General features: G+C 62.6%; 20 protein-coding genes and 1 tRNA gene. 5 read left to right on the forward strand and 16 right to left on the reverse strand.

Going from position 1 to position 21,683, the window contains the following annotated elements; translation table 11 throughout:
• Positions 1–18: 18 nt before the first annotated feature.
• The 10 genes from prfA to rpmJ all read right to left on the reverse strand — a co-directional run bounded on the left by prfA (position 19) and on the right by rpmJ (position 6,004).
• Positions 19–1,101, reverse strand: coding sequence for a peptide chain release factor 1 (gene prfA / locus NW858_RS04720; protein ID WP_414334843.1), 1,083 nt, complete (start codon positions 1,099–1,101; stop codon positions 19–21).
• A gap of 64 nt (positions 1,102–1,165) precedes the next feature.
• The gene (gene rpmE / locus NW858_RS04725) at positions 1,166–1,390 is read right to left on the reverse strand and encodes a 50S ribosomal protein L31 (protein ID WP_414334842.1); all 225 of its coding nucleotides are present in this window, start codon (positions 1,388–1,390) and stop codon (positions 1,166–1,168) included.
• Between the two features lie 77 nt (positions 1,391–1,467).
• Entirely contained in the window at positions 1,468–1,881 is a 414-nt protein-coding gene (gene rpsI, locus NW858_RS04730) for a 30S ribosomal protein S9 (protein ID WP_414334841.1), read from the reverse strand.
• Positions 1,878–2,333, reverse strand: a complete 456-nt coding sequence (gene rplM / locus NW858_RS04735) for a 50S ribosomal protein L13 (RefSeq protein ID WP_414334840.1) — start codon at positions 2,331–2,333, stop codon at positions 1,878–1,880. The genes rpsI and rplM overlap by 4 nt, the downstream gene beginning before the upstream one ends.
• 44 nt (positions 2,334–2,377) lie before the next feature.
• Complete coding sequence (gene truA, locus NW858_RS04740) at positions 2,378–3,220, reverse strand: tRNA pseudouridine(38-40) synthase TruA (RefSeq protein ID WP_414520020.1); 843 nt, start codon at positions 3,218–3,220, stop codon at positions 2,378–2,380.
• A gap of 9 nt (positions 3,221–3,229) precedes the next feature.
• The gene (rplQ, locus tag NW858_RS04745) at positions 3,230–3,580 is read right to left on the reverse strand and encodes a 50S ribosomal protein L17 (RefSeq protein ID WP_414334838.1); all 351 of its coding nucleotides are present in this window, start codon (positions 3,578–3,580) and stop codon (positions 3,230–3,232) included.
• Positions 3,581–3,671: 91 nt separating this feature from the next.
• Positions 3,672–4,676, reverse strand: coding sequence for a DNA-directed RNA polymerase subunit alpha (locus NW858_RS04750; protein ID WP_414334837.1), 1,005 nt, complete (start codon positions 4,674–4,676; stop codon positions 3,672–3,674).
• A 144-nt stretch (positions 4,677–4,820) separates the two neighbouring features.
• Positions 4,821–5,207: a 30S ribosomal protein S11 gene (gene rpsK / locus NW858_RS04755; RefSeq protein ID WP_414348903.1), complete on the reverse strand. Its 387-nt coding sequence runs from the start codon at positions 5,205–5,207 to the stop codon at positions 4,821–4,823.
• Between the two features lie 63 nt (positions 5,208–5,270).
• Positions 5,271–5,654, reverse strand: a complete 384-nt coding sequence (rpsM, locus tag NW858_RS04760; protein ID WP_414334835.1) for a 30S ribosomal protein S13 — start codon at positions 5,652–5,654, stop codon at positions 5,271–5,273.
• A 233-nt stretch (positions 5,655–5,887) separates the two neighbouring features.
• Positions 5,888–6,004, reverse strand: a complete 117-nt coding sequence (rpmJ, locus tag NW858_RS04765; protein ID WP_011433187.1) for a 50S ribosomal protein L36 — start codon at positions 6,002–6,004, stop codon at positions 5,888–5,890.
• Between the two features lie 146 nt (positions 6,005–6,150).
• Between rpmJ and NW858_RS04770 the strand changes: the two genes are divergently transcribed.
• Positions 6,151–8,124: a carboxypeptidase regulatory-like domain-containing protein gene (locus tag NW858_RS04770; protein ID WP_414520021.1), complete on the forward strand. Its 1,974-nt coding sequence runs from the start codon at positions 6,151–6,153 to the stop codon at positions 8,122–8,124.
• 108 nt (positions 8,125–8,232) lie between these two features.
• Entirely contained in the window at positions 8,233–9,186 is a 954-nt protein-coding gene (locus NW858_RS04775) for a carboxypeptidase-like regulatory domain-containing protein (RefSeq protein ID WP_414520022.1), read from the forward strand.
• On the opposite strand, the gene NW858_RS04780 is transcribed toward NW858_RS04775, so the two are convergent.
• The 3 genes from NW858_RS04780 to gyrA all read right to left on the reverse strand — a co-directional run bounded on the left by NW858_RS04780 (position 9,183) and on the right by gyrA (position 14,367).
• Positions 9,183–11,183, reverse strand: coding sequence for a hypothetical protein (locus NW858_RS04780; RefSeq protein ID WP_414520023.1), 2,001 nt, complete (start codon positions 11,181–11,183; stop codon positions 9,183–9,185). The two genes, NW858_RS04775 and NW858_RS04780, sit on opposite strands and share 4 nt — an antisense overlap.
• Before the next feature lie 63 nt (positions 11,184–11,246).
• Positions 11,247–11,573, reverse strand: coding sequence for a DUF760 domain-containing protein (locus tag NW858_RS04785; RefSeq protein WP_414334831.1), 327 nt, complete (start codon positions 11,571–11,573; stop codon positions 11,247–11,249).
• Between the two features lie 238 nt (positions 11,574–11,811).
• A complete protein-coding gene (gene gyrA, locus NW858_RS04790) occupies positions 11,812–14,367 on the reverse strand; it encodes a DNA gyrase subunit A (RefSeq protein ID WP_414520024.1) in 2,556 nt (851 codons plus the stop codon).
• Between the two features lie 306 nt (positions 14,368–14,673).
• On the opposite strand from gyrA, the gene NW858_RS04795 reads away from it, so the two are divergent.
• Both NW858_RS04795 and NW858_RS04800 read left to right on the forward strand, forming a co-directional pair.
• Positions 14,674–16,380, forward strand: a complete 1,707-nt coding sequence (locus tag NW858_RS04795) for a SulP family inorganic anion transporter (protein ID WP_414520025.1) — start codon at positions 14,674–14,676, stop codon at positions 16,378–16,380.
• A gap of 94 nt (positions 16,381–16,474) precedes the next feature.
• The gene (locus tag NW858_RS04800; protein ID WP_414520026.1) at positions 16,475–17,287 is read left to right on the forward strand and encodes a DUF6671 family protein; all 813 of its coding nucleotides are present in this window, start codon (positions 16,475–16,477) and stop codon (positions 17,285–17,287) included.
• A gap of 127 nt (positions 17,288–17,414) precedes the next feature.
• Here the strand turns inward: NW858_RS04800 and NW858_RS04805 are convergent, their stop codons facing one another.
• The 3 genes from NW858_RS04805 to NW858_RS04815 form a co-directional block, all read right to left on the reverse strand.
• Positions 17,415–18,995 carry an iron uptake porin gene (locus NW858_RS04805; RefSeq protein WP_414509185.1) on the reverse strand — a complete coding sequence of 527 codons (1,581 nt, stop codon included), beginning with the start codon at positions 18,993–18,995 and terminating at the stop codon, positions 17,415–17,417.
• A gap of 286 nt (positions 18,996–19,281) precedes the next feature.
• A tRNA-Val gene (locus NW858_RS04810) sits at positions 19,282–19,353 on the reverse strand.
• A 34-nt stretch (positions 19,354–19,387) separates the two neighbouring features.
• Positions 19,388–20,551 (reverse strand): GuaB3 family IMP dehydrogenase-related protein, encoded by a 1,164-nt coding sequence (locus tag NW858_RS04815; RefSeq protein ID WP_414335148.1) that lies wholly within the window; start codon positions 20,549–20,551, stop codon positions 19,388–19,390.
• Between the two features lie 156 nt (positions 20,552–20,707).
• On the opposite strand from NW858_RS04815, the gene NW858_RS04820 reads away from it, so the two are divergent.
• Positions 20,708–21,679 (forward strand): energy-coupling factor transporter transmembrane component T family protein, encoded by a 972-nt coding sequence (locus NW858_RS04820; protein ID WP_414335149.1) that lies wholly within the window; start codon positions 20,708–20,710, stop codon positions 21,677–21,679.
• The last annotated feature ends 4 nt before the right edge of the window (positions 21,680–21,683 follow it).

Raw genomic sequence — 21,683 nt, forward strand, 5'->3', positions numbered from 1 at the left:
AAGGGATCCCAGCAGCGCTTAGGATAGCTCCGCCAGCAGCTCTTTTTGGTATAGGCCAATACAAGCTTGGATCAACTCGTCCAGCTCCCCTTCCAAAATCGGCTCGAGCAGGAAGTTCTGGTTGAGGCGGTGGTCGGTGACGCGGTTGTCCTTGTAGTTGTAGGTGCGAATTTTTTCCGAGCGGGATCCCGTTCCCACCTGCATGCGACGGGCGGAGCTGATGGAGGCCTGTTGCTCCTGCAGCTTCATCTCGTAGAGCTTGGCCCGCAAAATCTGCATCGCCCGCTGCCGGTTTTGCAACTGGGATCGCTCCTCGGTGCAGAAGACGCGGATGCCGGTGGGCTTGTGGAGGAGATCCACCGCCGTTTCCACCTTGTTCACGTTTTGGCCGCCCGCCCCGCCGGAGCGCGCCGTCTTGATCTCGATGTCCTTGGGGTCGATCACCACCTCCACCTCGTCCACCTCCGGCATCACCGCCACCGTGGCCGTCGAGGTGTGGACGCGCCCCTGCGCCTCTGTCACGGGCACCCGCTGCACCCGGTGCACGCCGGCCTCAAACTTCAGCTTGCTATAGACCTGGTCGCCGCGGATTTCCAGGATGGCCTCTTTGTAGCCCCCCATCTCTCCTTCCGAGAGGCTGGCCAGGCGCACCGACCAACCCATCTTCTCGGCGTAGCGGGTGTACATGCGGGCCAAATCAGCCGCCCACAGCGCCGCTTCCTCGCCCCCGGTGCCGGCGCGGATCTCCAACATGATGTTTTTTTCGTCGTTGGGATCCCGGGGCAGCAGCAGCAGGGTGAGCTGTTGCTCCAGTTGCTCTTGGCGGGCGCGCAGTTGCTCGAGTTCCGACCTGGCCATCGCCTCCAGCTCCGGATCGGAGGCCGCCTCGCGCAGCAGCTCTTCCGTCTGCTTCAGGTCGCGAGTCAGCTTCTGCCAATCGTGAAAAGCCTGCACGGTGGCTTCCAGGGAGGAGCGGGCCTTGGCGATCCGCTGCAGCTCCGCCGGATCCGTCGCCACATCAGGATCGGCCAGGCGCACCGTCAGCTCCTGAAAAGTGGCCTCGACGTTCTTAAGCTGCTCGATCAGTTGAGCAGAAGCCATGGGTCTAGCCTCACCGAGAAGTCTAAGCAGGGCCCAAATGGGGAACCTTGGTGCAGAAACTCGGCTACTTGGCTTTCTTGCTGCCGCCCATGCCGTACTTGCGCATGAACTTCTCCACCCGTCCTTCGCTGTCGATGATCTTCTGGCTGCCGGTGAAAAAGGGATGGTTGCCGGACCAAACGTCGACCTTCAGCTCCGGCTGGGTGGATCCCACCGTCATCACCACTTCGCCGTTGCAGATGACTTTGGCTTCGGGATACCACTGTGGGTGTATTCCTTTTTTGGGCATGGCAATCTCCTCCTCTGGGCTTGTTTCTATACCCTTGTCTACCAACATCGACCTTGAAAAAGCAATGGCGGGGATCCCTAGCGCTTCGAGTACTGGGGAGCCTTGCGGGCCTTGCGCAGGCCGTATTTCTTCCGTTCCACGGCGCGCGGATCCCGTTTTAGGTAGCCCTCTACCTTCAAGGGGCCGCGATTGGCCGGATCCACCTCGCAGAGGGCGCGTGCCACCCCCAACTTGATGGCATCGGCCTGGCCGTGGACGCCGCCCCCATGGGCTCGCACCAGGATGTCGTAGGCGTTCTCCAAACCAAGGATCTCCAGCGGCGCTTTTACGTTGGCCAATAGCGCTTCTTGATACTGCAGATACTGGTCTCCCGGCCTGTCGTTGATGAGGATCTTGCCGGTGCCGGGCACCAAGCGCACGCGGGCAACAGCGGTTTTGCGGCGCCCGGTTCCCCAATAAACGGCTCGATGGCTGCTGGCTGCTTGCGTCATGCTTTGGCTCCTGGGATCGTGTGAACGGGATACACCTGCGGCTGCTGGGCCTCGTGGGGGTGGTGGGGGCCGGCGTACACCTTCAGCTTGGTAAATTGCCGCCGGCCCAAACGGGTGTGGGGCAACATCCCCTTGACCGCCTTTTCCACCACCCGCTCCGGCAGGCGAGCTTGCAGTTGGGCAAAGGTCTCGACTTTCATGCCGCCAGGGCGGCCAGAGTGGCGATGGTAAAGCTTTTGGGTGCGCTTTTTGCCGGTGACCACCACTTTTTCGGCATTGATCACGATTACATAGTCCCCCGTATCCAGATGGGGGGTGAAGTCGGGCTTGTGCTTACCCCGCAAGAGGGTGGCCACGGCCGCGGCCAGGCGCCCCAGCCGCTGGTCGGCAGCATCCACCAGGTACCAGCGGGGCGCCGCAGTTTCGGGAGTGGGAAGGGGAGTTTTGTTCATGGCAGCTAAGGAGGACAGAACTGCAGGATTGGACAAGAAAACGCTCAGACCAAGGAAGGGACACCCACAGCCAGATGGCGGGCTTCAGGGGGCCCCAAAAAGGGCAACAGGTGGGCAAACTGCCGCCCAAAAGGATCCGCAGCGTAGCCCACATCCAGCAAACACAACCCTTGCGGAGGGGCGCTGTAGCGGGTGCGCATCTGGCTCCAGTCGTTGTGCTGCCAGAGGTGGACAAATTGTTGCGGGCTGAGCTCGCCGCGGCCCACCACCTCCAGGGATCCCACCAGCAGCCGCATCATCCGGTAGAGGAAGCCGCTGGCCTGCACCTCGATGCTCACCAGATCCCCCAGCCGCCGGCAGAGCACCTCCTGCACCTGCACCCGCGAGTGGGGCCGGTCGGATCCGCGCCGCCGGAACGCTTCCAAGCTGTGCTCGCCCAGCAGGGAGTGGAGGGCCTCCGCCATCGGCTCCACCTGCAAAGGCCAACGCACCTGCCAGCTAAAGAGGCGCCAGAACACATCCGGCAGCTCCCGGTTCAGGATCAAGTAGCGATAGCGGCGCCAGCGGGCCGAAAAGCGGGCATGCCAGAAGTCAGGCACCTGAGCGGAAGCCAGTACCACCACATCTTCCGGCAGACAGTCGTTCAGCACCCGCGCCCACTCCGTGGGTGGGATGCCAGAGGTGGTGTCGAAGTGGGCCACCTGGCCTGAGGCATGAACCCCCGTATCGGTGCGCCCTGCCCCGTAGAGGGCCACCGGGTGCCCGGCCCGCGACGCAATCGCCTCCTCCAGCACCCCCTGTACGGTGCGGTGGCCCGCTTGACGCTGCCAGCCGCGAAAGCCGCTGCCGAGGTACTGAATTTTCAGGGCAATGCGACGGTTTTGCATGGGATCCCTTCACACCAGCTCGATGACCGCCATTTCCGCTCCGTCCCCCCGCCGACGCACGGTGCGCAGGATGCGGGTGTAGCCACCGGCCCGATCGCGGTAGCGCTCCGGCGCTTGCTCAAACAGAGAGCGCACCAGCTCCTTGTCGTAGACGTAGGCCAGGGCCTGCCGCCGCGCCGCCAAAGATCCCTCTTTGGCCAGGGTGATCATTTTCTCGGTGGTGGCGCGAATGGCCTTGGCGCGGGCTTTGGTGGTGGTGATCCGCCCTTCCCGCAGCAGAGCTGTGGTCAGCGCCCGCAGCAGGGCTTTGCGCTGGTCGGCAGGCTTGTTGAGGTGGGGGGTACGACGACGGTGACGCATGGTAACCTCTATCCTGGGCTCTTCGGGGATCCTGACTGAGTTTTGCGGTGACGCCGGCGGCGCCAAGCACCTTGGAGGGTTGCTTGGGGCTCTAGGCCTTGCCCTTTTCGCGGGCGCGGGGCAGCGTTAGGCCAAAGCGATTCTTGAGGGCCTGGATCACCTCTTCGGCAGATTTCTGGCCGAAGTTTTTGATCTCCAGCAGATCCTCCTCGGTGTAGACCAACAGATCCGCCACCGTATTGATCTGGGCTCGCTTCAGGCAGTTGTAGGCCCGTACCGATAGCTGCAGCTCCTCGATGGGGATCTGGTTCTTTTGGTTATCTTCGGTTTGCTGAGGCGCTACCGGCGCATCGAAGCTGACCTCCTGCAGGGGCGAGAACAAGCTCACCAAAATGCGGGCCGCTTGACTGAGGGCCTCTTGCGGAGTGAGGCTGCCGTTGGTCCAGATCTCTAATATTAGACGATCTTTTTCCAGGGACTGGCCGACCCGGGCTGCTTCCACCGTGTAGTTCACCTTGCGCACCGGCATGAAGACGGAGTCGATCTGCAGAAAATCGATGGCCGTCGATTTGCTGTCGGAGTAATCGACGGCGCGGTAGCCATGTCCCCGGCCAATCATAAACTCCATTTCCAAAATCGCCCCTTCCGCCAAAGTGGCAATGTGGTGGCGGGGGTTGATCACCTCCACTTCGCTGGGCAATTGCAGCTTCTCGGCGGTAACTTCCCCCGGCCCTTGCGCCACCAAACGGCCCACCTGCGTGTCAGGAGCCGTGGAGCGCAGCACCAGCTCCTTCATGTTGAGCAGGATCTCCATCACGTCTTCCCGCACTCCCGGCACCGTGGAGAACTCGTGGCTCACGCCGGCGATGCGGACAGCGGTTACTGCCGTCCCTTCCAGATTGGAGAGCAACACCCGCCGCAGGGCGTTGCCCACGGTGATCCCTTGGCCGCGCTCCAGCGGCCCCAGAGCAAATTTGCCGTAGTGAACGCCGGTGGCATCCTGATGGGATTCAACGCACTCGGTCTGGTAGGCAACAGCGCTTGCGCTCGCTTTGCTGCTCAAAGCATGGAGGGTTCGGCTGGTTTGAATCATCATAATGGCCCCGTCCGTCTGGCTGGATATCCGCTTGGAGAACTTATGAAACTTCAGAGGTCATCTCGGGCAAACCGGTCGCTGGCGCGGCGCGTAGCCTTGGAAGAAACCCCCCAGACGCTCGCCCGGCCCTCAAGTCGGGATCCTTTAGACACGCCGCCGCTTGGGGGGTCGGCAGCCGTTGTGGGGAATGGGGGTGATATCCCGAATGAGGGTGATCTCCAGGCCCGTTGCCTGCAGAGCGCGAATGGCGGTTTCCCGGCCGGCTCCTGGACCGCTCACCATCACTTCGATCTGACGCATGCCGTTCTCCATCGCCTGCCGCGCTGCATTTTCTGCGGCCATTTGGGCGGCGAAGGGGGTGCCTTTTTTGGCGCCTTTGAAGCCGGTAGAACCTGCCGAAGCCCAAGACACTACATCGCCGTTGGGATCGGTGATGGTGACGATGGTGTTGTTGAAGGTGGACTGAATATAGGCCACTCCGTTAGGAACGTTCTTTTTGACTTTACGTCCGCGCCGTTGCTGCCGAGCCATGATCCATGCGTCCTTGCAATCAACTGTTTGACAACTGTTTGGGATTGGAATGGTCGAAGGGTCTTATTTCTTGGCAGGAGCTTTCTTCTTGCCGGCAACCGTTTTCCTCACCCCCTTGCGGGTGCGGGCGTTGGTGCGGGTGCGCTGGCCGCGTACGGGCAGACCCAGGCGATGGCGGCGGCCTCGATAGGTGCCGATGTCGATCAGCCGCTTGATGTTCATCGCCTCTTGGCGGCGCAGATCCCCTTCCACCTGGTACTCGCCCTCCACCACCGTTCGTAGGGCGGCCACCTCGGCGTCGCTGAGGTCGCGGGTACGAGTATCCGGGTTGATGCCGGTTTTCGCCAAAATTTGGCGCGAGCGGGTTAGCCCAATGCCGTAAATGTAGGTGAGGGCGATCTCAACTCGCTTTTCTCGAGGGATGTCAACTCCCGCAATCCGTGCCATAGTCTGGGATGCCTTATAATCCGACCAATCAAACTAACTCGAACAAACTTGCCCAAAAGAACTGAGTTGCCTGCCGGCTGCTAAGATTGGGATCGCCAAAGTGGGGAATGTGCCACAGCAAGGCCAAACGTGGGATCCATGCTCTCACCGCCGCCCAGGGCTCTGCTCCGTTGTGCTAGGCTCCGCTGTCTTTGTCTTCTGCTGCGATCCTGGACACAGCCGCCGTCGTGCCCTTATCCCTGCCGCTGCTTGTGCTTCGGGTTAGAAGAGCAAATCACCATCACCCGCCCATGGCGGCGGATAACTCGGCACTTTTCACAGATCCGACGGACGGAGGGCCGCACCTTCATGGTTGATCCTGCTAAAACCAGCGAATATCCATTCTAAGTTCGTCTGGGCAGCCTGTCAAAATGTGTTTGGGCTTCCGAGGGCAAGCGAACAGGCAGGTTGGCTATGCTGGGTCCAAGCAGGCGCGGCTCTGGGGTGGAGAAGGGCAATGCAGTGGCAGTGGCTGGTCGTGCTGGGCGGTGTGCTGGGGCTGGGCTCCCCGGTGTTGGGGCAATCGCCTGAAACAGGCTCTCCCGCTTCTGGGGGGAACCTCTCGGCGGCGGAAAACGGGCAGAGGGGGGAGGGGGATTGGCTTTTGCCCTTGCCCAGCTCTGCCGATCGCCTCGATGCGGTGCCGGAGCAGGGCTGGCTGGCGGTGGGACTGTTGGAAGCGCAGGCAGTGACGCTGCTGGATGGGGCGAGCGGGGATCCCCTGTGGCAGGTGGCGGTGGGCTTTGCCCCCGGCGTGGTGCGGGTGGATGCGGCACGGCAGGTGGTCTATGCCTCCGGCCCCAATGCTCCTGGGGTGGTGGCCCTTGATTTGCTGACGGGGGAGCTGCTGCAGGCCTACGGGCTGCCGGCGGGGGTTTTGGATATGGCCGTGGATGCGGCCGGGGGGCGAGTTTTCGCCTCCATGCCCGCCGCCCAAAGTTTGGCGGTGATCCCCGCTCCCAACCGCCAACGGAATGGATCGGAGCCTCCGCAGGCCCGCAACTTGCCGCTGCCGGGGCCACCCTTGGCTTTGGCCTATGACCCAGAGCGGGGAGCCCTGTTTGTGGGCCTGGCCGGCGAGGATCCCCTCAGCCTGCTGGTGGTCAACCCCGACAATGGCGAGCTGTTGGCTCGCTGGCGCGGCGGCAACACTCCAGAAGCGATGGCTCTGGATGCCCAACGGCAACGCCTGGTGGTGCTCAACTCGGGCAGCCAGGATCTGACGGTGCTGGATCTGGGCCGCAGCGGCGAGGCCCTGCAGCGGATTGGCCTGGATTGGCGACCGACACGGCTGGCCCTTTCCGCCGATGGCCGCTGGGCCTACGTGACCTCCCGCAACAGCGACCGTCTGCAGGTGGTGGATCTGGAGGTGGGGCGATTGGCCGCCTCGCTGCGGCTGGAGGGACAACCCACGGGTTTGGTGAGGCTGGGGGAGCGGGATCTGTGGGTGGTGGCGGCAGGGATCCCGGCTTTGCGCCGTCTGGTGGATATTCAGGCTCAAGTTGGCGACGGACGGGCGGAGCCCTGGAATGGGGGGGCAAGCCAGCAGAATGGGATCCCCTCTTCCGGCAACCGCGGCGTGGTGACGGGGCGGGTGCTGGATATTGCCGGCCAACCCGTCCAGACGGGGGTTTTGCGCCTGGCCGTCACCTCCACGCAGCCCCCGCAGACGGTTCGCATCGCTGCCGACGGCACCTATGTATTGCCGGAGTTGCCGGCGGGGCTGTACCTGGTGGATGTGGAGGTGCCGGGGTTTCCGCCCACCAGCACCCAGGTGGAGGTGCGGGCCGGTTTTGTATCCACCCAAGATATTCGCCTGCCGCCGGGGCAGCCGGCCCGCCAGCCGGAGGGCATTGGCCTTTTGCCGGATGAGCCGGTTTACTCGGATGAGCTGGCCCGCCACCTCAGCCTGGCCCTGAAGGAGTTGCAGCCGCAGCGACCGGTGCTGCTTTTGAACGGGCCTTTGGGGCCGGATCCCCGCTTTGAGCCGCTTTTGCCCCTCATCCAGGGCCTCACTCTGTTGGATCGGGATGAGCGCTACACCGCCGACTTGGCCAAGCTGAAGGCCATCGGCGATGCCCTTGGCTTGCGCTACATTCTCTTGACCCAACTGCAGATTTCGCGGGACTACAACCGCCAGGGCAGCTCGCTGCTGAATACGGCCCTGCGCTTCCTGGCCCCGGCTGTGCCGGTGGAAATTCCCAATTTCACCCCCAACCAGTTGCGCAGCCGCGGCCTGGTGGTGGTGGTGGACTTGCAGCGGGATCGGCCGGGGGATCGGGCTCGCTACTATGAGGCCTATGGGCGGGATGATGTGGGCGGGGATCCGCTGTTTGAAGATGCGGCAGCGGGCCTGTTTCGGCTGCAGGTGCGCAACATGGTGCCCGTCTTTATCCAACAATGGCAGGCCAACAATCCCTTTTCTGGGTGAGGATCCCTGCAGCAGGATTTTGCTCTGATAGAACCGACTGCCACTACTGGATGTAGCCTTGCCATGCCTCTTTTCTTCTCCCTCAATTCTCTCGGGTGCAGGGTCAGCTTGGGCAGTCTGGCTCTCTGCGGCTGGCTGGCCCTGACTCCGGGAGCGCTGGCCCACCCCATTCCCCACTTCACACCGCTGTTTCCCCATCGAGACCAGGCGGGATCCCAGGCGCGGCTGGTGGGGCAGGTAAGCAACAGCCTGGGGCAGACGGTGGCCGGGGCGCAGGTGCAGTTGGAGGGCTTGGAGCCCGTCCAGACGGACGAGCAGGGGGCGTTTGAGCTCGACCAGGCTCCTGCCGGACGTTGGATGTTGACCGTATGGCACCCCGACTACGAAAAGGCGGAGCACGAGATCCTGCTGCAGGCGGGCCTGACCACCCCTGTGGATGTGGTTTTGCAGGTGCCCATCCGGCCCCAACCCCGGCGTCGCCTCGGCATTTTGGGGGTAGGAGGACTGGAACATACCCAGCTTTTGGGCCAGCGCCTGGCCATCGAAGCGGTGCGCCTGGGCCTGATCCCCAACAGCGAGAAGGTGGTGCCCCTGGACAACCGCCGCATTCAGCCCCTTTTGCGCCAGGTGGGCTGGCCGGTCTACGAGCTGTTTGAGTGGGATCGCCGCAAGCCGGAAGCGGTGAGCCAGTTTTTCGATTACCTGGGCCTGGAGGCCATTGTCATCGCCCGCGTCGATGTCCTCACCCGCCCGGCCTCGCCGACGGAGGTGAGTCTGCGCTCCCGCAGCCGCCTGGAGCTGTGGCGGTTTGACGAGCAGGGCAACCTCATGGCGGAGGTTCTGGCAGAAGCCAGCCGCGATCAGGTGGAGCGGGGCAACCTCAACGCCGCTGAGCTGGCGCAGCTCTATCAAATCCAGGTCACCCAAATGGCCGGCGAAATCGGATCCCGCTGGAAAGAAAATCACCCCCTGGCCCCCTACCTGGAACTGGCTCCAGGCGAGGCCCCACCCCCGCCCTCGCGCCTGGATACGGCTGTGGAGCTGGTCATCCCCACCCCCTAGCGACGACGGGAGGAGCCGCCCGAAGAGTGGCGGGAAGAGCTGCCCCCGGAGGAATGGCGGGAGGAGGAGCCGGAAGAACCAGAAGAGCCGCCCCAGGATCCCGTGCCCGAAGAGCGGCCAAAGTCCCTGTCCCAAGAGGAAGTCGAGGTAAAGACTGTAACGGTGCTGTGCCGCTCATCTTCTTGCTCCGCCTGCCACAGGGATCGCTCCAGGCGATCCAGCCTGTCTGCACAGCGCTGCAGAGCGGCTTGAACCCGCTCGATCTCTTGCTGGGCCTGATCGAAGTTCTGCTCGGAGAGGCTGTTCCAGCGCTGAATGGCCGGGATCCCCTCTTGGCTGATGTAGAGGAGGAGCCGCCTCGTTTCTTCCAGCGCTTTGCGCTCTTCCTGCGGCGGGTGGCGGAAGAAGCCCCCATACACCCGGCGATCCAGGTCGGGTAGGCGCTGCTTGAGGCTTTGGAGCTGAGTTTGCAGGCGGCTGAGCTCGGCCTGGTTTTTTTGGTGTTGCTGGACGTAGGCGCGGCTGTGGTTTTCTAGGCTGTCGATGGCGCTGTGCAGCTCGGGCAGGGATCCCAGGGCTGAGGCCAGTTGGGCCAGGTCGTCGGCCTGCCGGGGAAAGCGGTAGCCCTGGTTTTGCCAAGTTTGCAGTTGAGCCAGCAGATCCAGCAGGCGGATCCCGGCCTCGGCCAGCTCCAACCCATCCAGATCCAAACCCCTTTGCTGCAGGGAGCGCACTTGGTTCAACAGCCCGGCCAAGCCAGAGCCGAGAGAGGTCGGGATCCCCGCAGGGGCTTGGCGCAATCGGTTTTCCAGAGTAGCCAGCTTGGCGGAGAGCAGAGCAGGGGCCTTCTGCAGGCGATCCAGCTCCCGTTGCACCCGCTCGATCAGGCCGAGAATGCCATCGGCATCCAAGCGGCTGGGATCCACCCGCAGCAGCTCGACTTTCAGGGGGCGACCTTCCAACTGTTGGCGCAGGTCTTCCAGTTGCCGCAGCAGGGATCCCCCTTCCTCGGCCAGGTTAGAGGGAAGAAACTGCACCGGGTTGAGCAGAGTTTGCAGTTGCTCTTCGCTGAGGTTGAGCAGGCGCTCACGGCTGCCCACCAGGCTGATGTAGAGGCGTTCCCAGGCTTCCACCTGCTGCTCCAGCTCCCTGAGGGTGGTGGGAGTTTGGTTGGAGAGCTGCCCTTGCACCCAAAAGGCCTGCGTGAGAGCCTGCCGACAGGCCTGCAAAGTCTCGAGGAGGCGGGATCCCAACTGTGGGTAGCGCTCCCCCCCCAAAATCAAATAAAGCCGGTAGAAGATAGTCTCCTCCGGCTTGTCACTGGGCAAGAGACCCTCTAGGGCCAAGAGCAGAGTGGCCACCGGAGCTTGCAGGACTTGGATCTGGTTTTGCAACTGCCGGCGGCGCCGCTGCCTGCGCCAGGAGATCGTGCCGCCGATCACCGCTGCGGCACCGGCCCCCACTCCCAGCAGCGGCCAGGGGGAAGGCGGAGGCGGATAGGCCAGCCGATAGCTCTGCTGCAGCCCGACCACCAGCGCCTGCGAGGGATCCCCTTGGCCAAGCAGCTCGCGCACCTGGGATCGGAGGTGTTGGTACTCGTGGTCGGCGGTATCGAGGCGGGTGCCGTAGAGGGTTTCGCCATAGGTGATGTTGAACCCCCAGGGCGGGAAAGTATCGGTGCTGGCGGCTACCGTCAAGCCGTTGCGGTCGTAAAAATCCCCTTGCGACAGATCCCGCAGGCCGGCCTCTGCCTCCACACGATCCAAACGGGCAAACCAGGCCTGCTCCGAGGGATCCCGCGCATCGGTGAGATAAACCAGCACCCGAAAACCTTTCGCTGCCCAGGGGGCAGCCGCCTCGCAGACTTGCTTGGCATCCACCGCCAGCCTGGACTCCAGGCGCAAGGTGGCGTAGGGGCAAGCAACCCCTTGGGCTTGAACCGGGCTGGGGGCAAACAGCCACGCCAGTGCTAACAAAAGAGCGACGAGAAATTGCATGCTCCTGGCCCAGCCCGACAGCTCCACTCTAGCGCCATGCCGCAGGAAGTTATGCCTGGGCGGCTAAGAATGGCCGCTCTCCGAATGAGGAGAAGTGTCAGGAGCGGACGGGCTGCCCAAGGATTGCTCCAGGGCCAGACGCTGCTCCATCACCCGCAGAAAATAGCCGCCCATCATCGCGCCGGAGAGCATTTTCGCCAAGCTCTCGCGGTTGGTGATGATCTGCACCCCAAATTGATCGGAGGGCAAGCTCCCCACCAAGCTGCGGATGTTGTGGCCCAAGATCTCCAGCACCTCAGGGGAAGAATTGCGGGCAATATCCTGAAAAATGCTGGGATCCTGAGCTTGCAGATACTGCCAGAGCCGGTTGTCGGGGCTCGGAGTTTGCACAGCCTCAAAACCAGGGATGAAATTTAATGGGCTCGACATGGAGTCACCAAGCTCCCCAAACACAGCAGATCCAGCCCAACTCGGAAGCCCGGCCTGATCCCTCAGGCCTTCGCAGTTGGCCGTTTTGGGCTATGTCAACGCTAACACCCAATCCTCACCCCTCTCGGTACGGGATCCTACCCCTCTGCCGTGGCAAATACCGCACCTGGGATCCAGAGCTGAAACTGGGGCCTCAGGATCAACGGCTGTCTTCCGAGGTTTCGCCCGCGGGCTCTTCCTCGACTTCAGTGGGATCCCCGACAAAAGAGGCCGGCACCACCGTCACCGCTACAATGCTGTCTTCGGGATCCAAGCGCTGCACCAGCACCCCTGTTGCCTCACGAGACTGAGTGGGGATGGCCTTGGCCAACTGGCGCATAACAATGCCTCTGGCAGTTACCAACAGGATCTCGTCCTCGGCATTGACGATGCGCAGGGCAGCCAATTCATCCGACTCCTGGCGGAACTTGGTGGCGATCACCCCCTTGCCACCCCGGTTTTGCTGACGGAAGTGGTCGATGGCCGAGCGCTTGCCCCGCCCTTCTTTGGTGATCACCAATACCCAGGGGTTGGCCAGCCCCTCCCCCTCTCGCTCAGCAGCCATCACCGACTCGGCGAAAATAATGTCCATACTGACGATGTCGTCACCGGGGTTGAGGGTGATGGCCCGCACGCCGCGAGCAGGCCGCCCTAGGGGACGCAGTTGCTCGTCATCTGCCCGGAAGCGAATGGACATGCCTTGGCGGGTTGCCATCACTACATCGTCGCTGGAGCGGGCGCGGCGCACCCAGCGCAGCTCATCGTTTTCCTCCAGAGAAATGGCAATTAGGCCGTTGGAACGCACATTGGCAAAGGCGCTGAGGGCCGTTTTTTTGATGTAGCCCCCCTGGGTCAGCATCACCAGATATTCGTCGTCGCTGAACTTGCTCACGGGCACCATCGAGGTAACCCGCTCTTCCCGGCTCAGGGGCAGCAACTGGACGATGGCGCTGCCGCGGGCGGTGCGGCTTCCCTGCGGGATCTCGTAGGCAGGCAGGGTATAGACCATCCCCCGATCTGTGAAAAAGAGGATGGTGTCGTGGCTGCGACAGGCAAAAAATTGCTCGATGGCATCGTCGTCTTTGATACGGGTGCCAGCCTTGCCGCGGGTGGCCCGCCCCTGCACCTGAAATTCTTTGATGTCCATGCGCTTGATGTAGCCCTGCTCCGTGAGAAAGATGACCGTCTCGCGGTTCTCGATCAGATCGGCTGTCTGCAGCTCACAGTCTTCCAGACAGAGGCGGGAGCGGCGCGGGCTGGCAAAGCGGGCCTTGAGCTGCTGCAGCTCTTCGCTGATGATCTGCATCACCCGTTCCCGCCGAGTCAGAATGTCCCGCAAATCGGCAATTTGCCTCACCAAGTCTTCGTGTTCGGCCTGGATTTTCTCTGCTTCCAGGGCGGTGAGGCGGCGCAGTTGCATTTGCAAGATCCCGTCGGCTTGCGCTTCGCTCAGGCCCAATGTTGCTTGTAATTCGGATCGGGCGGCGGCGGTATCGGCGGCTCCGCGGATGAGGGCGATCACCCGATCCAACTGCCCCAAAGCCACCAGGTACCCCTGCAACAGGTGATCCCGCTCCTCCGCCTTTTGTAGCTCATAGCGGGTGCGCCGCTCGATCACCGCCTCCCGGAAATCCAAGAAAGCCTGCAGCGCGTCCCGCAGGGTCAGGGTGCGCGGCTCGCCGTTGAGGATGGCCAGCATGTTGACCCCGAAACTAGACTGCAGGGGGGTCTGCTTGTAGAGGTTGTTGAGCACCACCTGGGGCTGGGCATCCCGCTTCAGCTCGATCACCACCCGCATGCCGCTGCGGTCGCTCTCGTCGCGAATGTCGGCAATGCCTTCCAGTTTTTTGTCGTTGACCAGCTCGGCAATTTTTTCAATCATGGCTGCCTTGTTGGTCTGGTAGGGCAGCTCGGTGATGATGATGGCGTCCCGCGCCGGTCGGCCCCGCTGCTCAATGGTCTCGATGGTGGCCACCCCCCGCAGGGTGATGGAGCCGCGCCCGGTGGTATAGGCTTCGCGGATGCCCTCCTGGCCCAGGATCAGCCCGCCGGTGGGGAAATCGGGGGCCGGGATCCACTGCATCAACTCCAAGCTGGTCAGGTTGGGGTTGTGGATGAGGGCAATCAGGCCGTCCACCAGCTCTCCCAGGTTGTGGGGGGGGATGTTGGTGGCCATGCCCACGGCAATGCCGGAAGATCCGTTCAACAACAACTGCGGGATCCGCGCCGGCAGCACCAGCGGCTCTTGCTGGGATCCGTCGTAGTTGTCGATGAAGTCGACGGTGTTGGCGTCGATATCCTGCAGCAGGGCTTCCTGGGCAAAGGCGGTGAGACGGCACTCGGTGTAGCGCATGGCCGCCGGCGGGTCGTTGTCGATGGAGCCGAAGTTGCCGTGCCCGTCCACCAGGCGCTCCCGCATGGAGAAGTCCTGGGCCATGCGCACCAGGGCATCGTAAACCGCCTGATCCCCGTGGGGATGGTATTTCCCGATCACATCCCCGACAACGCGGGCGCACTTGCGAAAAGGGCGATCCGCCGTCAGGCCCAGCTCGTGCATGGCGTAGAGGATGCGGCGATGCACCGGCTTGAGGCCGTCGCGGGCATCCGGCAGAGCCCTCCCGACGATGACGCTCATGGCGTATTCCAGGTAGGACTGCGCCATCTCCCGCTGCAGGTCGGTGGAGATGATGCGTGCGGTCAATTCGTTGTCGCTCATGGGGTGGGGGTAGAGGTGAGGGATCCCGGTCGGCTTGGGCGCGGGCAGGGTGCAAGCTCAGAAGGTTGTTGCCCGCCAACAGTCGGCAACCTAGGGCAGTAACCCCAAATCCAGGTGTTTCCAGTCTACCATTCTGGGGTAGAGCGGCTGTCGGCAGGCAGCTCTGCTTGGCAGAGAGAGTTTCCCAAACTCGGCGCCGAAAGGGGATCCCTGAAGAAACTTATAGATAGAAATCTATTCTCTAGTCTAGTCTTTATGGTAACGCTCAATGGTAGCCTACCTACATAGTGTCGAGAGCGGTGGAGCATGCTGCAGCAAGCGAAAGAAGAGCAGGCCGGCGGTAGGAGATTTCTGGATTGGCAGCGGCGGCTAAGCCTAGAAAACTGGCGTGGGGATCTCTTCGGCGGCCTGACGACGGCGATTGTTTCCTTGCCGATGGCTTTGGCCTTTGGGGTGGCTTCCGGGGCGGGGCCGGTGGCAGGTTTGTACGGGGCGGTGTGTGTGGGCTTTTTTGCCGCCCTGTTCGGCGGTACCCCCACCCTTATCTCCGAACCCACCGGGCCGATGACGGTGATGATGACGGCGGTGGTTGCCAAGGTTACCGCCAGCTATCCGGATCAGGGGTTGGGGCCAGCTTTTACCGTGGTCATGCTGGGGGGCCTGTTTCAAATTTTGTTTGGATCCCTGAAGCTGGGCAAGTACATCACCCTCATGCCCTACAGCGTCATCTCCGGCTTTATGTCGGGAATTGGCTGGATCATGATTTTGCTGCAGATCCCGCCGCTGTTGGGCCACGCCAGCCAGGGGGGAGTGATCGGGTCGGTGCAGAACCTGCCGACCTACCTGCTTAACCTCAAGGTGCCGGAACTGGGGTTGGGGCTGCTGACGCTGGCCATCCTCTTTTTCTATCCCAAGCCCTGGCGACGGGCGGTGCCGCCCCAGTTGGTGGCCCTGGTGCTGGGAACGCTGGTGGCCAACTGGTTCATGGCTGACTGGGATTTGCGGCGCATTGGCCCCATTCCCACCGGCCTGCCCCAGGTGCAATGGCCGCAGTTGCCCTTTTCATCTTTGGCCAGCTTGGTGTTGGACGGGGTGGTGCTGGGCATGCTGGGCTGCATCGACACCCTCTTGACGGCGGTGATTGCCGACAACCTCACCCGCACCCGCCACGACTCTGACCAAGAGCTGATCGGGCAGGGGATCGCCAACCTGGTCTCCGGCTTCCTGGGGGGCTTGCCGGGGGCGGGGGCGACCATGGGCACGGTGGTGAATATCCAGTCAGGTGGGCGTACCCCTTTAGCCGGCATCACCCGCGCCCTCATCCTCTTGATGGTGGTGCTGTTTGCCGCTCCCCTCACCCAAGGGATCCCGATGGCGGTGCTGGCGGGGATCGCCTTTAAGGTGGGGGTGGATATCCTCGACTGGAGCTTCCTGAAGCGGGCCCACCGCCTCTCCCTCAAAGGGGCGGCCATCATGTACGGGGTGATGTTCATGACGGTGTTCGTGGATCTCATCGCTGCCGTGGGAGTGGGGGTGTTTGTGGCCAACTTGCTCACCATCCAGCGCTTGAGCGAGCTGCAGTCGGAAGAGGTGAAGGCCATTACCGATGCCGACGATGCCGTAGATCTCACGCCGCGGGAAAAGGAATTGCTGCGCCAGGGCCGCGGCCAGGTGCTGCTGTTTTACCTGAGCGGCCCGATGATCTTCGGGGTTTCCCAGGCCATTTCCCGCCAACACCAGGCGGTGGCTTCTTGTCTGGCTTTGGTGGTGGATCTGTCGGATGTGCCGATGCTGGGGGTTTCGGCGACGCTCTCTCTGGAAAATGCCATTCGTGAGGCCCTAGATCGCGGCAAGCAGGTGTGGATTGTCGGGGCCAGGAGCCGGATCCGACAGCGCTTGGAAAGCCTACGTTTGCCCTTGCCGGCAGAGCGGTTTGTGGAGAGCCGGGAGGCCGCTTTGGCCGAGGCCGTCGCCCAGTTGGGCTTGGCGGCAGAACCCAGTCCCCTGGTTTGAGCCATCCGATGAGCCCAACAATAAAGCTGTAGACTTCGTTTGCCGGATCGGGGTCGGGCCTGAGTCTATGCAATGGAAAGGTCGGGTTGCCTACTTGGCAACCCTGCATCGCAAGGAGCAAGTGATTGGCCCCCTCTTGGCCCAACACCTGGGGATCCAGGTGCAAGTGATACCTCTCGACACCGACCAACTGGGCACCTTCTCACGGGAGCGGCCCCGACCGGGGGATCCCATCCACACCCTACGCCTAAAGATTGAGAGAGCCCGCCAAGCTTATCCTGCCTCTTTGGTTTTGGCCAGCGAGGGATCCTTCGGCCCCCACCCCCAGCTTCCCTGGATCCCTTGGAACCAGGAATGGGTCATGCTCAAGGTTTTTGAACCTGACGCGGATCCCTTGGAGCTGGTGGGCTATGCAGAAAGCGTGCAAACCAATTTCAGCCATCGCTGGGTGCAGAGCTGGGCAGAAGCGCTCGACTTTGCCCGACAGGTGGGGTTCCCACAGCACGGCCTGATCGCCCTCGACCAGCCGGAAAACCCCCAACTTATCCACAAAGGGATCCAAGACGAAGCAACCCTAAAGCAGGTGGTGGAGGAGCTGCTGGCCCGCCAGGGAGGGCTGCACCTGGAAACCGATATGCGGGCCCTGTACAACCCAACCCGCCTGCAGGTGATTGCGGCAGCCACCCAAAACCTCATCGCCAAAGCCCAAAGCCTCTGCCCCGCCTGCGGCACTCCCGGCTACTGGCGCATCCGTTCCATCTCGGGGCTGCCCTGCGGCCAGTGTGGTGCCCCCACCCCTGTAACCAAGGCGTGGGTGTATGGCTGTGCCCGCTGTTCCCACACCCACACCGAGCCTGTGGCAGAGACCTGGGCAGATCCGGCTCAGTGCGCCTTTTGTAACCCCTAGCTTCCCGGCGCCCGCTCCAACTTGCTCGATGTCTTCCAGGGCAAGGCTTGGGAAACTTCCCATCAAAAAAGGGATCCGCCGCGGCGGATCCCCCCGTTGTTTTTAACCTAGGCGGGAGAGCAAGGGGTTAGAAGGTGAACACTGCCCGCAGAGCACCCACACCGATGGTCGGGTCGTTGTCCCCTGGCCTGCCCCCATTGGGATTGCTCACAAAGTAGGCGGCGGGCGTCAAGGTAATGTAGTCGTTGACCGGGAAGCTGTAGTAGACATCCACAATGAAGGGCCGAGTATCCCAAACCCCGTCGTTGTCTGTAGTCACAATCGGCTGACCGAAGACTACACCACCCTTGGCACCCTCAATGAAGAGATCCGGGAAGGCAAAACCAAGCAAGAACCCGTTGAAGTCTTCATCGCCCGGATCGATAGTGCCAGCCGGCACCACATTGGGCAGGTTATAGTCAACGTTGCCCGCCGTAAACCAGCCGGACAGGATAATGCGGGGGCTCAGCTCCCAGTTAGCAGCCACTGTAAAGGCATTGACCCGAGCCGAGGGGGTGACGTCATTCCGGCGCAGCGGACCGCGGAAAAGGCTGCTGCCGGTAGCCAGGAAACCGGGGCCGCGGCTAGCGTCCTGCAGATAGGTGGAAGCAAATTGCAAATACAGCTCCAGATTTTCCGTCGGCAGAAAGCCCAGCTCCACCGTGTGAGCGCTGTCGTTACCGGTCAAACCGCTGTCACCGAAACCTCTGCCCAAGGTCTGGCCGCCGCGGGTGCTGTAGGCGTAGGCCAGACGAAACTGGTCGCCGAGGCGATAGCGGAAGCCAAACAGCGTGCCACTGGGCACATCTCCCGTGGAGTTGGGGAGGTCGGCAAAGTCGGAGAGGGCATCGAAGGGGACGCTGTATTGCAGGACACTGGACACCCCAGTGCCCGTGATGCCGGCGTAGATGGTGGCAGCGCGGTTAAAGGCAGGGAACTGATAGACCAACTGGGCCAGTGTGAAGGTGCCACCACCACCCCCTTGGAAGCCAACGCCTGGATCCCCTGCGAAGAAGGTGGTTACCGCATCGCGAGCCTGCAGACGAATGCGCAGACGGTCACGCCCAGCAAAGGAAGCGTCGAAGTTCAAGCGCACCCGGTAGGGCAGGGTCATGTTCGCCTGATTCTGCTCGGCCACCACCCTGTTGTTGACCACCCGGTCGTCGGTGAGAGCGCTGCCCAGGACAGCGGTGATCACTTGGGCATTCAGCTTGGTGACCGGGTTGAAGACCTTGCCCTTCAGGTCATTTACGTCGGCTTCCAGCGCGTCTACCCGTCCCCGCAGGGCTGCCAGCTCGGCGGCAAACTCCTCCTGCAGCCGCTGCAGTGTAGCCAAGTCCTCCTTAGAAACCTTGTCGGCCAGGCCGGCGGCGATCAGCTCGTTGATGCGATCCAAGCAGGCATTCATCCCGGCGGCAAACTCAAAACGGGTCATGGCCCGGTTGCCGCGGAAGGTGCGGTCAGGGTAGCCGGCAATACAGCCGTAGCGCTCGACCAGCGATTGCAGCGCCTGGAATGCCCAGTCGGTGGGCTGCACATCGGAAAGCTCAGAGATGGAGGTGACAGGCCCTGTAGCTTGGGCATAGGCCACTCCAGGGGTTAAGACTGCCGCTGCACCCAGGGTGCCAGCCAGCAGCGTTTTCCAGTAGTTCGTGTGTTTCGCGGGCATGTTTCTCTCCTTGTTTTTTGTCCTCACACCTGTTTAGCTGTGGCAACGTCTCCTAGCGATGCCCAACTGCCCAACTCTAGAGCGAGCCTGACAGTTGCGAATTCTAGAAGAACATAGTACAGCCCTGTCTTACATCGTCTACCACTTTACACACTTTTTGAGCGAGACTCAATGCGAGGCTCAAGGGCGGCAGACGCTCCAGGCCCTATACCCATTACTTTACCTCAGGGATCCGGCCCTGGCTAGCGGGTGTATCCTGAAGCTGAGCCACGGGCTAAGGCGGGGATGGGCGGTACCGGACTCGAACCAGTGACATCCTGCTTGTAAGGCAGGCGCTCTACCGCTGAGCTAACCGCCCCCTCGGCTCCCTGAGTCTAGCATTTCCTGAGGGGCTATTTCCCCATGCCCAGGCTCTGCGCCTTCTGGTACACCTTGCCCTCGGTCAAAAGGGAAGGGGCAATGCAGATCGCCACCTGGTGCATTTCCTTGAGGTTGGCGGCGCCCAGGGTGGCCATGCTGGTGCGCAGAGCGCCCCAGAGGTTGTGGGTGCCGTCATCCAGGCGGGCGGGGCCGCGCAAGATCTCTTCCAGGGTGCCGGTGGATCCCACGCGAATGCGGGTGCCGCGGGGCAAAACGGGGCTGGGGGTGGCCATGCCCCAGTGAAAGCCGCGACCGGGCGCCTCCTGAGCGCGAGCCAAGGGGGATCCGATCATCACGGCATCGGCCCCACAGGCGATGGCCTTGCAGATATCCCCGCCGGTCACCAGGCCGCCGTCGGCGATGATGGGAACGTAGGTGCTGGTTTCGGCCAAGAACTGGTCGCGGGCGGCAGCGCAGTCGGCAATGGCGGTGGCCTGAGGTACTCCCACCCCCAGCACGCCGCGGGAGGTGCAGGCAGCGCCGGGGCCGATGCCCACCAAGACGCCGGCAGCTCCCGCTTGCATTAGCTCCAGGGCGACATCGTAGGTGACGCAGTTGCCCAGCACCACGGGAATGGGCATGGAGCGGCAGAACGCGGCCAGATCCAGCTTTTGCATGCCCTCTGGCACCTTGTGATGGACGGAAACCACGGTGGCCTGGACGAAGAAGAGATCTCCGCCTGCTTCCGCCACTAGGGGGCCATATTCAGCCGCATGGGCGGGCACGCAGCTAGCGGCGGCAATGGCGCCGGCGGCTTTGATCTGGCGGATGCGCTCTTGGATCAGCTCCGGCTTGACGGGCTCGCTGTAGAGGCGCTGCATCAGGGGAACAAACTCGTCTTTGCCGACCGCAGCAATCTGATCCAGCACCTCGTCGGGATCCGCGTAGCGGGTTTGGATCCCGTCCAGGTTCAGCACGCCCATCGCCCCCAGCTTGGAGAGCAAAATCGCCATCTTGACATCCACCACGCCGTCCATGGCGCTGGCGATGATGGGGATGGGCCGTTGGATCCCTCCCAGAGTGAAGTGGGTGTCTACCAGGCTGGGATCCAGAGTTCGCCTGCCTGGTGCCAGCGCGATCTCATCCAGCCCATAAGCGCGTCTTGCCTGCCGATTGCGGCCCAGTTGCACGTCCATTTTTGCCTTGTTCTGCGGATCCCTCGTTCTTATCATGCCGCCAAGGGGGGATCCAAGGCTAGTGAGGGTTGTGTTCTCTTGGCCGCGATTTGAATACCGCCCAGCGGTCGGAGTCGGGTAGCTTACATAGATAGGCTGTTTCCCGCTTGCCCGATCGTGGATATCCTGCGCAATGCCCCGCTGGGGATTTATCTGGAAGAGCCTCGCACCTGGCTACATTGCCTGGATCCGCGCGTGAAGCTGGCCTGGCTGCTCAGCTTCCTGCTCAGTCCCATTTTGGCCGGCAATGGCTGGCGCCTGGCGGTGGTGGCACTTCTCTTGCTCTTGACGGTGGCAGCCCGTCTGCCGCGCCGGGTTTGGTCAGGCCAACTCGCTCTGGTGTTGGCTCTCAGCCTGCTCACCTTTGGGATCACCAGCTTGGCCCCAGATGGGTTGGGGGTCTTTCCGCAGCCGCAGCGGCAGGATGTGCAGGTGGTGGGCTATGGGCTGACCGGGATCCCCGGCGTTCGCGATAGCCTTCACCTGGCTGCAGAACAGGGATCCCCAGACCGCGCCTGGCGCGAGCAAACCCGTGCCTGGCCAACGCCCTATCGCTACCGCTTGGTTCAATTGTCCCTGTTGGGGCGAACCTTTCAGGTGTCGCGCCGTTCTCTGTCGGTGGCCTTGCGGCTGGGCACCCTCATCTTTACGCTGCTCTATGCCACCAACTTGTTTTTGCTGACCACCGCCCCAGAGGAGATCACCGCTGGGATCGGCCAACTGTTGCAACCTTGCCAGCGCTGGGGATGGCCGGTTGCGGAGGTGATCCTCACCCTCACCTTGGCGCTGCGCTTTCTGCCGCTGGTGATGGAGGAGGTGCAAAACCTGGTGCGGGCGGTGCGAACTCGGGATGTGCGCTGGGGATCCCTCAGTTTTCGGGGCGGGATGCAAACCCTGCTGGCCCTGGTGGAGCGCTTTTTTGAAAACTTGCTCCTGCGGGCCGAACAGATGGCCATGGCCATGCAAGCCCGTGGGCTGACCGGCCCCGACCATCCCCTGCGCTGGCACCGCCTACAACTGCGGCGGCTGGATCGAGGGGTGCTGGCCTTCTTGCCCCTGTTTTGGCTGCTGAGGATCTTGTCTTCCTGAGGGC

This window comes from Synechococcus sp. H55.10, assembly GCF_047502715.1.
Classification (GTDB): Bacteria; Cyanobacteriota; Cyanobacteriia; order Thermostichales; family Thermostichaceae; genus Thermostichus.

Excerpts from the sequence above, each read along its gene's own strand:
- rplM (WP_414334840.1), bottom strand. The coding sequence starts at position 2,333 with ATGAACAAAACTCCCCTTCCCACTCCCGAAACTGCGGCGCCCCGCTGG.
- rpsI (WP_414334841.1), bottom strand. The coding sequence starts at position 1,881 with ATGACGCAAGCAGCCAGCAGCCATCGAGCCGTTTATTGGGGAACCGGG.
- rpmJ (WP_011433187.1), bottom strand. The coding sequence starts at position 6,004 with ATGAAGGTGCGGCCCTCCGTCCGTCGGATCTGTGAAAAGTGCCGAGTT.
- rpsK (WP_414348903.1), bottom strand. The coding sequence starts at position 5,207 with ATGGCTCGGCAGCAACGGCGCGGACGTAAAGTCAAAAAGAACGTTCCT.
- gyrA (WP_414520024.1), bottom strand. The coding sequence starts at position 14,367 with ATGAGCGACAACGAATTGACCGCACGCATCATCTCCACCGACCTGCAG.
- NW858_RS04770 (WP_414520021.1), top strand. The coding sequence starts at position 6,151 with ATGCAGTGGCAGTGGCTGGTCGTGCTGGGCGGTGTGCTGGGGCTGGGC.
- NW858_RS04780 (WP_414520023.1), bottom strand. The coding sequence starts at position 11,183 with ATGCAATTTCTCGTCGCTCTTTTGTTAGCACTGGCGTGGCTGTTTGCC.
- rpmE (WP_414334842.1), bottom strand. The coding sequence starts at position 1,390 with ATGCCCAAAAAAGGAATACACCCACAGTGGTATCCCGAAGCCAAAGTC.
- rplQ (WP_414334838.1), bottom strand. The coding sequence starts at position 3,580 with ATGCGTCACCGTCGTCGTACCCCCCACCTCAACAAGCCTGCCGACCAG.
- NW858_RS04815 (WP_414335148.1), bottom strand. The coding sequence starts at position 20,551 with ATGGACGTGCAACTGGGCCGCAATCGGCAGGCAAGACGCGCTTATGGG.
- NW858_RS04750 (WP_414334837.1), bottom strand. The coding sequence starts at position 4,676 with ATGATGATTCAAACCAGCCGAACCCTCCATGCTTTGAGCAGCAAAGCG.
- NW858_RS04805 (WP_414509185.1), bottom strand. The coding sequence starts at position 18,995 with ATGCCCGCGAAACACACGAACTACTGGAAAACGCTGCTGGCTGGCACC.
- prfA (WP_414334843.1), bottom strand. The coding sequence starts at position 1,101 with ATGGCTTCTGCTCAACTGATCGAGCAGCTTAAGAACGTCGAGGCCACT.
- truA (WP_414520020.1), bottom strand. The coding sequence starts at position 3,220 with ATGCAAAACCGTCGCATTGCCCTGAAAATTCAGTACCTCGGCAGCGGC.
- rpsM (WP_414334835.1), bottom strand. The coding sequence starts at position 5,654 with ATGGCACGGATTGCGGGAGTTGACATCCCTCGAGAAAAGCGAGTTGAG.
- NW858_RS04795 (WP_414520025.1), top strand. The coding sequence starts at position 14,674 with ATGCTGCAGCAAGCGAAAGAAGAGCAGGCCGGCGGTAGGAGATTTCTG.